8 protein-coding genes are annotated in these 10,826 nt (G+C 65.9%); 4 read left to right on the top strand and 4 right to left on the bottom strand.

The genetic code is table 11. From position 1 onward, the window contains the following. Window positions 1-566: 566 nt before the first annotated feature. The gene (locus tag GXH28_RS05745) at window positions 567-1,820 is read right to left on the bottom strand and encodes an MBOAT family O-acyltransferase (RefSeq protein WP_169238061.1); all 1,254 of its coding nucleotides are present in this window, start codon (window positions 1,818-1,820) and stop codon (window positions 567-569) included. A 22-nt stretch (window positions 1,821-1,842) separates the two neighbouring features. On the opposite strand from GXH28_RS05745, the gene GXH28_RS05740 reads away from it, so the two are divergent. From GXH28_RS05740 to proS, 3 genes are read left to right on the top strand one after another with little or no spacing between them, the layout of a single operon-like run. Next, complete coding sequence (locus tag GXH28_RS05740) at window positions 1,843-2,667, top strand: hypothetical protein (protein ID WP_169238060.1); 825 nt, start codon at window positions 1,843-1,845, stop codon at window positions 2,665-2,667. A 53-nt stretch (window positions 2,668-2,720) separates the two neighbouring features. After that, entirely contained in the window at window positions 2,721-4,133 is a 1,413-nt protein-coding gene (locus tag GXH28_RS05735) for a peptidoglycan DD-metalloendopeptidase family protein (RefSeq protein WP_169238059.1), read from the top strand. A gap of 1 nt (window position 4,134) precedes the next feature. Continuing rightward, a complete protein-coding gene (gene proS / locus GXH28_RS05730; RefSeq protein ID WP_169238058.1) occupies window positions 4,135-5,901 on the top strand; it encodes a proline--tRNA ligase in 1,767 nt (588 codons plus the stop codon). Here the strand turns inward: proS and GXH28_RS05725 are convergent. After that, window positions 5,883-7,082 (bottom strand): acyl-CoA dehydrogenase family protein, encoded by a 1,200-nt coding sequence (locus GXH28_RS05725; RefSeq protein ID WP_169238057.1) that lies wholly within the window; start codon window positions 7,080-7,082, stop codon window positions 5,883-5,885. The genes proS and GXH28_RS05725 overlap by 19 nt on opposite strands. A gap of 27 nt (window positions 7,083-7,109) precedes the next feature. Beyond that, window positions 7,110-8,345 (bottom strand): MFS transporter, encoded by a 1,236-nt coding sequence (locus GXH28_RS05720; RefSeq protein WP_169238056.1) that lies wholly within the window; start codon window positions 8,343-8,345, stop codon window positions 7,110-7,112. Window positions 8,346-8,419: 74 nt separating this feature from the next. Here GXH28_RS05720 and GXH28_RS05715 point away from each other — a divergent pair, with 74 nt between their 5' ends. Continuing rightward, window positions 8,420-9,211, top strand: a complete 792-nt coding sequence (locus tag GXH28_RS05715; RefSeq protein ID WP_169238055.1) for a ThuA domain-containing protein — start codon at window positions 8,420-8,422, stop codon at window positions 9,209-9,211. Window positions 9,212-9,280: 69 nt separating this feature from the next. Here GXH28_RS05715 and GXH28_RS05710 read toward each other — a convergent pair whose 3' ends face one another. Then, on the bottom strand, window positions 9,281-10,792 hold the full coding sequence (locus tag GXH28_RS05710; RefSeq protein WP_169238054.1) for a hypothetical protein: 1,512 nt from the start codon (window positions 10,790-10,792) through the stop codon (window positions 9,281-9,283). Window positions 10,793-10,826 lie beyond the last annotated feature (34 nt).

The following is a 10,826-nucleotide window of genomic DNA, read 5'->3' as shown; positions in this document are numbered from 1 at the left end:
CGAGCAGATATTGCATGCGTTAGCTGACGACGCCGACGCACTTCGCAGGCTGGTTGATTGGCGTTGGATCAAAGACAACGTCCAGGCCCTGTCCTTATTTAGCACGCCTTGATGTGGCAGTTGGTATTAGCCCAGGACTTTTCACAAAATACGTGTTAAGTAGGTCAAGCGTAGGGCAATCATCAGAATGGGCTAAGTAATTTCTAAGCAACCTTGGGAACACGCCGCTACGGGTTCATCGCGACGATCGGCGCATATGCCCGATGCGTCGCAATGTCCACAGGCCCGACACCGTGCGCACGCGCGCGGTATTCGCCGGCATCGGTATCGTTCCACTGCAACACCCGCCGGCAGGCGCGGCCTGCCTTCCAACCGCATGAATTAGGACAAGCTCCTGCACCCACCTGTGGCAGGGCGTCCTAGACAGCCTGGAAGGCTGTCCTACAACAGGCAAGCCCGCAGCCCGGAACGCCGCTCAGGCCGGCCGATGTGGATGTCCCGTTCGTCGCCGGCGGCACAGCTTCCCGCGCCGCGCGCGCCGGCGTTGGACCGAGTCTACATCCCCTCTAAACCAGCCCTAACCAGTACAGCGGGTAGAGATATTTGGCGGACTGCGCAGCGTAGCCATAAGGCGTGAGCGCGAGGTTGACGAACGCGACGGCGCACAGCAACAGCACGCTGCGCAGCAACGGCGGCGCATCCGGCCAGCCGCGCCGGATGCGCAGACGATTCCATCCGTGCTCGGCCAGCAAGATCGCCCCAAATCCAAAGCCCCACGCGGCGCCGAATACACTCACCGAGTGCCACAGCCCACACGCCGTCATGGTCAGCAGCACGTTGCGCAGCGGATGGCGCCGGTGGCCGCCGAGCGGTTGATACACGTAATCGTGCAACCAGCGCGTCGTGGTGATGTTCCAATTGCGCCAGAAGTCGCGCATGCGGCTGATGCGCACCATTTTGAGCACGGGCGAAAAGTTCTCCGGCAGCGTGATGCCATACAGGCTCGCTGCGCCGATGCCCAGGTCCATGAACGCCGAAAAACCGAGGTAGTAGGCGATGGCCGAAACGATCGCTGCAACGAAGAGTTCGAGGAACGGCCGTCCGACGGGGCGGAGCAAGATCGCGTTCGGATTGAACGCCGTGAAGACAAGCGCTAGGCAGGCGCCCTTGAACAGCGCCTGGCCGATGCGCCAGATGCCCTTGCGCAAGTGGGCGACCGCCAATCGCCCCGGCAGCTTCGTGAACTGCGCCGACCAGTCCTGGTAGCGGATGAGCGGCAGATGCACGAAGGTCGGGAAGAACAGACACCACGCGGCATAGGCGAGCGGAGGTGGCGGAATCGGCGCGCGCGGCGTTGCTTCATAAGGCCATGGGCCGGCGCCGTAGTCCACGCTGAAGTGCACCAACCGCAGGAAGGTGAACGCCGTCGTGAGGCCGATTGTGGGCAGCACAGATTCCGGCGTCAGACCCGACCAGGCCAGCCAGGGCGTGAACGTGAGCAAACCGAACAAACCGTGCAGCGCGACATAGAGCGCGACGAGGCCGGCGACGATCCACGCCCGAGGCGCGCCCCGGCGAACGGCGAGATAGATCAGCGCGCAGATCGCCGCAGCGGCCACAACCAGCATCATCGGCCGTTGGTAGCCCAACAGCACGATCGCGATGCTGATGGGGATGAGCGCTCCGGGCCGGTAGGCATGCGGGATGAGCCAGTAAACAATCGCGCCGAGGCCGATGGCCGCCAGCGCGCGAAACGACACCAGCACCTGCAGCGCGCCGGCGACATAGGGCCAAAGCTGCTCGAATGACGCGATGTTCATGGCTGCTTACAATCGGCAGTCTATGCAACTTCCCGACCTGCGCATTTTGCCGCTCGATTTGCTCATCCCGCACGAGCGCACCGACCCGCGCCGCGTCAACCCGCTGCTCGCGCGCATCCGCGACGAAGCCGTCCTGCGCAACCCACCCATCGTCGCGCCGTTCGGCAACGGCGACAAGCAATTCGTCGTGCTCGACGGCGCCAATCGCATCACCGCCATGCGCACACTCGGGGTGCCGCATGCGCTCGTCCAGGTCGTGGACTATAGCCAGGTGCAGTTGTTCGTGTGGCATCATGCCATCACTCAGTGCAGCGTGGAGGCACTGCTGGCCCAAATCCGGGGCATCCCGGGGCTGCGTATCTACGAAGGCGATCTTACCCACGCGCGCGCGATGCTGGCGCGGCGCGAAGCGCTGGCCTTCATCTCATGCGATCACACGCACAAGACCGATATCTTGTGCGGCGGCGGCGATGTGCGCGAACGCACCGCGCTGCTCAACCAGTTGGTGGACATGTATGAGGGCTGCGCCAAAGTGCAGCGCACCATCAGCGACAACCTGCGCGAGGTGCGGCAGTCGTTCTCCGACGCCAGCGCAGTGGTGGTCTTCCCGCGTTACGAGCCGGCAGAGATCATCGAGCTGGCGCGCATCGGCGTGATGCTGCCCGCCGGCATCACGCGCCACGTGTTGCCGCTGCGCGCCCTGCGCGTGAACTACCCCATGGCCATCCTGCGCAGCGACATGTCGTTGGCGCAGAAGCAAGGCCACCTGAGCGAGTGGCTTCACGAATGCCTGATGAATCGCCGTGTGCGAACTTACACCGAGCCGACGGTGCTGTTCGACGAGTGAGGGCGATGCGCATCGGCCCGTGCGCTCATCGTGGGTACAATCCGCGCGTCATCGTGTCCAACGTCCAATCTTCGTTGAACGACCTCGTCCACTGCGCCATGGCGGCGCTCCTGTCCGCAGCGCTCACGCTGCCGTCGCTGCCTTTGTCGGCCTCCTACGCGCAAGATCAGCCGCCGCCTGCGCCGGCCGAGGACCCGTCTGCGTCGCCCACCGCCGATCCCAAGGCGCCATCTCAGCCGCCGGCCGAAGCTCAACCCGTCGAGCTGCCCACGGCGGTGATCGAGGTGATAGCGACGCCGGAGCCTACGGAGCCCCCCATCACGCTGCCACGCAGCAACGACCCACGGGTGCACTTCGTCCAAGTGGGAGAGACGCTGCACAGCCTGGCGGCGCAGTCCGGCTTCTCGGTCGGCGACCTCGCTCAGCGCAACCGGCTCACCAGCCCCTATCTTTTGCTGGCCGGGCAGCAGATCCGCCTGCCGGCGCCGCCATCGAACAACATCCGGTTGTACCGCGCGTCGGCCGGCGACACCTTGACGAGCATCGCAGCGCAGTATGGCGTCTCGCCCTATGCACTGCGCCGCGTCAACGATCTGCCGTGCAGCGTGTGCCTGGTGTTCGGCCAAACGCTTCGCGTGCCGCAGGCCGGCGCGGCAAGCAACCTGCCGGAGCCGTTCGAGCGGATCGAGGTCGCGCCGATTGTGCCGCGCCAAGGCGAAGTCGTCGCCGTGCGCGTCGCCGCGCGCGCGCCGCTGCAACAGATCACCGGCATGTTGGCCGACCAACCCATACGCTTCGCCCAGAAGGACGGCGAATACATCGCGCTGAGCGGCGTGGCGGCGTTGCAAGAACCGGGGATCTACCCGATCGTCATTCGCGCCATCACACAAGACGGCTTGGCCAGCGTCGCGCAGGGAAGACTGCAAGTGGGGGCCGGCCGATTCGGCTACGAGACCCTCAACCTCAGCGCCAAGTTGACGCCGCTGCTCGAACCCCAAGTCAACCAGGAAGAGCGCGCCGAACTCGACGCGATCCTCAGCAACTTCTCGGGCACGCAATGGTGGCAAGGACCGCTCCAGTGGCCGATCCAAAGCAAAATTGTGTCGTACTACGGCACGCGGCGCAATTTCAATCGCGGCATGCTGAACACCTTCCACAGCGGCATAGACCTTTCGGCGCGCATCGGCACTCCGGTCAAAGCTGCTGCGCCTGGGCGGGTCGCCGCCGCGCAGACTTTCCCGATTCGCGGCAACGTCATCATCCTGGATCACGGGCGCGGCGTGTTCACCGTGTATTGTCACCTGTCGAAGTTCGAGGTCGAAGTCAACCAGATCGTCAACGCCGGCGATGTGATCGGCTATACCGGCAACACCGGCCGCAGCCTGGGCCCACATCTGCACTTCGAGCTGGCCGTCGGCGGCGTGACCGTCAATCCCCTCGCGTGGCTGGAGCGCGAGTTGCCCTGAGATGCGTCTATCCTCACTGCTCGGCGCCACGTTGCGCGAAGCGCCCGCGGGCGCAGAACCGGCCGGCCAACGGTTGCTGTTGCGCGCCGGCTTCATCCGTCCGCTCGGCGCAGGCTTGTTCGCCTACCTGCCGCTCGCCCACCGCACGCTGACCCGGATCGAAGGCGTGCTGCGGGAAGAGTTGGCCGCCATCGGCGGACAAGAGATGCGCCTGTCGGCGGTGCTGCCGGCCGAGATGATCAACACCACGGACGGCGAGGCGGCGCGCTTCTCAGACCGCAAGGCGCGCGACCTCGCGCTGGGGACATCCTGGGAAGCCGCCATCGCCGAGATAGTCAGGAAGGAGATTCGCGCGCACCGCCAACTGCCGCAATTGCTATTCCACATCCAGCCGCAATTTCGCGATGCGCCGCGCCCGCGCGCCGGCCTGCTCGACGCGCGCGAGTTCACCGCGCTGGAGGCGTTGGGAGTTTGCGCAGACGCAGCCAGCGCGCAAGCGCAAGCAGAGGCGCTACGCGAGGCGTGGCAGCGCGCCTTCCGACGTTGCGCGCTGCCGGTACGCCTCGTCGAGGCGGGCGCGGACGGCGCAATCGCGCATCGGTTCGTCTATCTCACGCCGGAGGGCGAAGACGAGATCGTCGTGTGCGACGGATGCGGTTACGCCGCCGACCGCCGCACGGCGACCTTTCGCAAACCGCCGGCGGAGGCCGAGCCGCTCCGACCGATGGAGAAAGTCGCCACGCCCGACGCCAAGACGATCGAGGCGCTGGCGCGCTGCCTCAACATCCCCAAGCGCAGGACGGCCAAGGCGGTCTTCCTCGTGGCGGCACACCGGGCAGCCGAGGGCCGACAAGCCCGATTCGTCTTCGTCGTCATTCGCGGCGACTTAGAAGTGAGCGCGGCCAAGCTGGCCGCTGCGCTGGGCGCGTCCGAGCTGCGACCGGCGACCGAGGACGAGATCCGCGCCATCGGCGCAGCGCCGGGATACGCTTCGCCGATCGGCCTGGCGGAGCGCATCAGACGCGCGCCGTGGCCGGCAGTCGTCGTCGTGGACGATAGCGTGCCGGCTTCGCCGAACCTGGTCGCCGGCGCGAACGAAGTCGGCTATCACCTGCTCAATACCAACTACGGCCGAGACTATGTTGCGGACATCGTGGCCGACATCGCCGCCCCCGGCGCGGGCGACGCCTGCCCGCGTTGCAGCGCGCCGCTGCATCTCACCCACGGCGTCGCGGTTGGCCATATGCGCCGGCTCGGCGCGCAGCGCGCAGAAACGCACCCGACCTACCTGGCGGGCGACGGCAGATCGCGGCCAATCCTGATGCTGAGCGCCGGCGTCAACATCAGCCGATGGATGGCGTGTATCGCCGAGCAGCATCACGACGACCGCGGGCTGATCTGGCCGCCGAGCGTCGCGCCGTATTCGGTGCATCTCGTCGCGTTGGCCGGCCGCGATGGCGACGCCCTGGCCCAAGCGGAGGCGCTCTATCAGGCGCTGCAGCGCGCCGGGGTCGAGACGCTCTTCGACGACCGCGCCGAATCGCCCGGCGTGAAGTTCGCCGATGCCGACCTGATCGGCCTGCCGCTGCGCGTCACCGTCGCGCCGAAGTCGTTGGCCGCCGGCGGCGCCGAGCTCAAGCGCCGCGATGCCGACGTGCGCGAGATCGCGCCGCTCGGCGAGGTGGTCCAACGCGCGCAGGCCATGCTCAACCGCATGGCCGCCGAAGTCCAGGCCGGCGCATGGCGCGCTCAGACAAATGCCGAATAGCCGGTGATGGCCTTGCCCACGATCAGGCTGTTGATCTCGTACGAACCTTCGTAGGAATACACCGCCTCGGCGTCGGCGAACAGGCGCGCAACGTCATGCTCCAGCAAGATGCCGTTGCCGCCCAGCATGGCGCGGGCGATGGCGACCGTCTCCCGCATCTTCTCGGTGCACCAGGCCTTGGCCAGCGAGGATCGCTCCGGCGAGATGCTCCCTTCGCGCTGCATCAACTTGGCCAACTGCGCCATCATGCTTTGCATGGCCGTGACGTTGCCGAGCATCTTGGCCAGGTTAAGCTGCTGAATTTGGAAGGCGGCGATCGCGCGCCCGAATTGCTCCCGCTGCAGCGCGTAGGCCAGCGCGCGCTCATACGCCCCGCGGGCGATGCCGACGGCTTCCCAGGCCACATCGGCGCGCGCGTTCGTCAACTGGCGCGCCACATCGTCGAAGGCGCGCGCGCCGGGCAGGCGGTTGGCCTCTGGCACGCGGCAGCCCTCCAGCCGGATCATCGCGTTCTGCACCACGCGCTTGCTGATCTTGTCGTGGATTTTCTCGACGTGATACCCCGGCGCGCCGCGCTCCACCAAAAAGCCGTTGACGGCGCCGGTCTCGGCGTGCTTGGCCCAAATGCAGTTGACATCGGCAAATGTGGCGTTGCCGCTCCATTTCTTTGCGCCGTCGAGCACCCAGAAGTCGCCCTCGCGGCGCGCGGTGGTGAGCAGGCCGCGCGCCGCCCCGCTGCCGACCAACGGCTCGGTCAACACCCACGAGCCGATGATCTCGAAGCGCAGCATCGGGGGCAGCCAGCGATCTTTCTGTTCCTGCGAGCCAAACAGCCAGATCGAAGTCATACACAGCCGGCGGTGCACGCCGATAAACGAGCACAGCGACGGGTCCACCCGCGCGATCTCCGCAGTGAGCATGCCGGACAGCAACGGCGACATGCGCGGATAGTGCGTCTGGCCTTTGCCGATGGTCTCCATCGTTAGCGCGCCGATCTTCGGGATGAGTTGCAGAGGGAATTCGCCGCGTTCCCAGTAATCGTTGATGATCGGCGCCACCTCGTCGTGCATGAATGCGCGCCAGCGCAGCAGGATGGCGCGTTCGTCGTCGCTCAGCTCCGATTCAATGTCGTACAAGTCGCCGTTGATCGGCGGCGGTTGTTTCAGGGATGACTGAGACATGGATGGCTGCTTCCTCGCCGGCGGCGATCAGCTCATGTGGCGCTGCGCCCCCGGCCGTTCCGGCACGAACAAGCTCATGAAGAAAACCAGGATGGGTAGCAAGGTGATCAGCGTCATCACCGCCGGCAAGCCGACCACGTCGGCTAGTCCACCGAGCAAGCTGACGCCCAACCCACTGGCGCCGTAGGCCAGGCCGAGCGTGAGACCGCCGGCCAAGCCGACATTGTTGGGCATGGCCTCCTGCACCATCACCACGCTGATCGGCCACGGCATCGTGATGAACGCGCCGGCGAGGCTGATGGCAATCAGTTGAGCCAGGCCCTCGCTGCGCAGGAAGATGAACAGCGCGGCCAGCACGACCAACATCGCCAGGCACAGGGTGTTGCGCCGGCCGATGCGTTCGCTGAGCGGGCCGCCGAGGAGCGTGCCGAACGCGCCGCTGAAGATCAGCGCCGATACCATCGCACCGATGCGTTCCTTCGACAGATCGCTGTAGCCGGTGAAGTAGAGCGGGATGAACGTCTGCAGGCCGCTCAGGATCAACGAGCGGACGGCGATCAGCGCGAGCAGGAAGACGACCAGCCAAAACGCGCGCCGGCTAGCCGGCGTCGCTGCGCCGGGCAGCCGGCTGCCGGCCACGCCGGCGTGCGCGCCGAACGCCCGCCGCTGCAAGAACAGCGCGCCCGTCGCCAGCAAGGTCGGCACGATCATGCCCAGCGCGCCAGGCGTACCGTAGGCTGCGATCAGCAGCGTGGCCAGAAACGGGCCGAGCGCGAAACCCAGGTTGCCGCCGAAGAAGAAGAACGACGTGCCGCTGGCCGACTTATCCCCGCTCACCGCGCGGACGGCGGATAGCCCTTCGGGGTGGAAGGCCGCCGAGCCCAGCCCACTCAGCACCACCGCGACGAGCACCAGCCAGTAACTGGGCAGCAGCGTCACACTCACCATCGCCGCGCCGCACAGCATCGCGCCGGCGAACATCAACCAGCGCATCGGCTTCCGATCGCCGACGATGCCGAACAGCGGTTGTGCTACGGCGATCACCAGGTTGTTCACGCTGACGATCAGCGCGGCCAGGCTGTAGTTGAGGCCGAACGAGGCGAGCAACAGCGGCAACAGCACGGTCAACGAGCTGGTCTGCATGTCCACGCTGATGTGGGCCAGAAAGACGGAGAACAGCGGGAGCTTTCTGGCGCCGGCCGCCGGCGACGCGGCTGAATCGGACAGATAAGGTTGGGTTTGGGCGGGGACTTGAGTTGCCATCGGATGAAGAAATGAAAGGGATAGCTGCGCCTCTCACTTTACCGCAAGTTGGGAATCTGCTCTAGAATCCTTGCATGTCTACCTCAAACGCGATCAACGTTACGATTTGGCACGAGTACCGCCACGAAAGGACGCACAAGGTCGTCGCCGATCTATATCCCCAAGGGATGCACCAGGCGATCGCCGAAGGGCTGCGTCAGCATGATCGCGGCGGCGAATTCATCATCCGCATCGCCACGCTGGACGAGCCGGAGCACGGCCTGCCGCCGGCTGTGCTGGACGCCACCGATGTGTTGATCTGGTGGGGCCACGCAGCGCACGGCGAAGTGCGTGACGAAGTGGTCGAGCGGGTCGTCCGGCGCGTGTGGGACGGCATGGGGTTGATCGTGCTGCACAGTGGCCACTTCTCCAAGCCGTTCAAGCGACTGATGGGCACCGATTGCGCGCTGCGCTGGCGCGAGGCGAACGACAAGGAGCGCCTCTGGGTTGTGAACCCCGCGCATCCCATCGCCCAAGGCTTGCCGGATTACTTCGAGTTGGATGCCGAGGAGATGTACGGCGAGTTCTTCGGCGTCCCGCAGCCGGACGAGCTGGTGCTCATCAGTTGGTTCACCGGCGGCGAGGTGTTCCGCAGCGGCTGCTGTTGGCATCGGGGCATGGGCAAGGTGTTTTACTTCCGCCCCGGTCATGAAACCTATCCCACTTACTTCAACCCGCTGGTCCGACAGGTCATCGCCAACGGCGTGCGCTGGGCTGCGCCGACGCGCGTTGCCTCGTTCACGCGCGATGTGTCACGGCCATCGAAGCCACTCGAAGACTTGGGCATCAGCGAGCTGACCAAGGACCCATCGCTGCACGGCCGTTGAGGCCAAACGCATGCCGACGGCCTGTGAGCCGATCGGCGGGAGGCGGATGCATCGCCGCGTGATGCGCGGCTAATCGCAGGGCTGCGCCGGCTCGCAAATGCGATAGCTCTGCCCGAACAACGTAAAAACGACCGGTTGTGAGGTCTGCGGCCTGGCAAAGGAAAGCTGGAACACCAGCGTCTCACCCGGCGTGATATTCCAGGGGAAGGCCGGCAGGCTGGAGTTGAGCGGGTAGAGCTGGCCATCCGGCCCGCTCAACGATACATCGCGCAACGAGCCGGAAAGGAACTGACCGGTCAGATTGCGCACGTTGCCGACGATGCGCAGCTCATTGCCCTCGGGCGAGATTTGCGCGTTGAGAATCGTGACTTCGGCCACGGGGGCGCGGGTGGGCGCCGGCGTCGGCGGGAGGGCGATCGGGCGATACGGGATGGCAACCTTGGCGATGTAGGGGCTTGTCTTATCCAACGAGAAGCGCCACTCCAAGTTGGGGCCGGACAGTGCGTCCGGCACTTCAAATCCGGCAGTCGCCGTGATCGTCTGGCCGGGCTGCAACGCCCCCTGAGGAAAGCCCCGACCGCCGGCGGCGGCAGAGGCCTGGCGCGAGAACGGGATGACGACGCCGGCGACGTCGGCAATCTCGCTGAAGAACTGACTGGCGTCCAGGATTCGCGTGACCACGTTCGTCACCTCGAAGTCCACCTGCACATAGCTCTTGCCCGCCGGCAACCCGACCGCCGAACCCGGCAATAGCCGTTGGTTGATCACGCGGACGCGCACATCCCCCAGGTTGATCGGCGTGCCGATCGCGGTGAGCTGATTGGGGGTGCTTTCGTCGGTGAACGTTGCAATCACGATCCGGCGTTGGTCGCCGCCCTCGCCCAACAGCACTAGCGTGAGCCGCGGGCTGTTCTGCGCGAGCAGCGTCTCAACATCGTCACTGCGGATGGTTTCCTTCTGCGCGACGCGGTAGCGCTGCGTGCCCAGGTTGGTGTCCAGCAGGATCAAATCGCCGACGCTGAGCGATTCGACGACTTCACGATTCTCCGGCGAGGCGTGCAGGCCGACCACGTAGTTCACAAGCGTGCCGGGGACCCAGAATGCAGTCTTCTGCGCGCCTGGGTCATACTGCCATCGCGCGCCCTGTACGTTCATCGGCACAAGGCGATACGTGCTGACGCCAATGGTAAGGCGACTCGGGGCGGGAGCCGGCTGGATCACGTCGTTGACGCGGATCACGAGCGCGTCGGAGGCGCGAGCGGTAGGCTCATCTGTCACTGATGGCCGCGTCGCTTCGGCAATTTCCGGGCCGGGGGGGAAGGGGCCTGGGCGCTCGGAGAGCAACACCAGGCTCAGGATGAAGCACGACAGCGCACAGATGCCCAGCAACGCTAGGCCGCTGACCAACAGCAGAGGACGCCCGCGCGGGTCATTCCACAGCGGGCCGAAAACCGCATTGAGCGCGCCGGACCATCGCTTGCGCGCGCTGCTTGCGTCCTCGTCGTCTTCCCACCGCCCGGGGGCACGCTCGGGCGTACCCCAATCATCGGGGTCTTCCGGCGGCGTCGTAGGGGATGCCATGCCGAAGATTTTATCCGGCGCGGGCATCGCAAAC

It is taken from the genome of Candidatus Roseilinea sp. NK_OTU-006, assembly GCF_012931985.1.
Taxonomy (GTDB): domain Bacteria; phylum Chloroflexota; class Anaerolineae; order J036; family Brachytrichaceae; genus JAAFGM01.
The sequence above is the reverse complement of the archived record's forward strand: the minus strand, read 5'-3'. Positions and strand labels throughout refer to the sequence as shown.

Coding starts and splice junctions, on each gene's coding strand:
- GXH28_RS05745 (WP_169238061.1), bottom strand. CDS start 1,820: ATGAACATCGCGTCATTCGAGCAGCTTTGGCCCTATGTCGCCGGCGCG.
- GXH28_RS05740 (WP_169238060.1), top strand. CDS start 1,843: ATGCAACTTCCCGACCTGCGCATTTTGCCGCTCGATTTGCTCATCCCG.
- proS (WP_169238058.1), top strand. CDS start 4,135: ATGCGTCTATCCTCACTGCTCGGCGCCACGTTGCGCGAAGCGCCCGCG.
- GXH28_RS05725 (WP_169238057.1), bottom strand. CDS start 7,082: ATGTCTCAGTCATCCCTGAAACAACCGCCGCCGATCAACGGCGACTTG.
- GXH28_RS05720 (WP_169238056.1), bottom strand. CDS start 8,345: ATGGCAACTCAAGTCCCCGCCCAAACCCAACCTTATCTGTCCGATTCA.
- GXH28_RS05715 (WP_169238055.1), top strand. CDS start 8,420: ATGTCTACCTCAAACGCGATCAACGTTACGATTTGGCACGAGTACCGC.
- GXH28_RS05710 (WP_169238054.1), bottom strand. CDS start 10,792: ATGGCATCCCCTACGACGCCGCCGGAAGACCCCGATGATTGGGGTACG.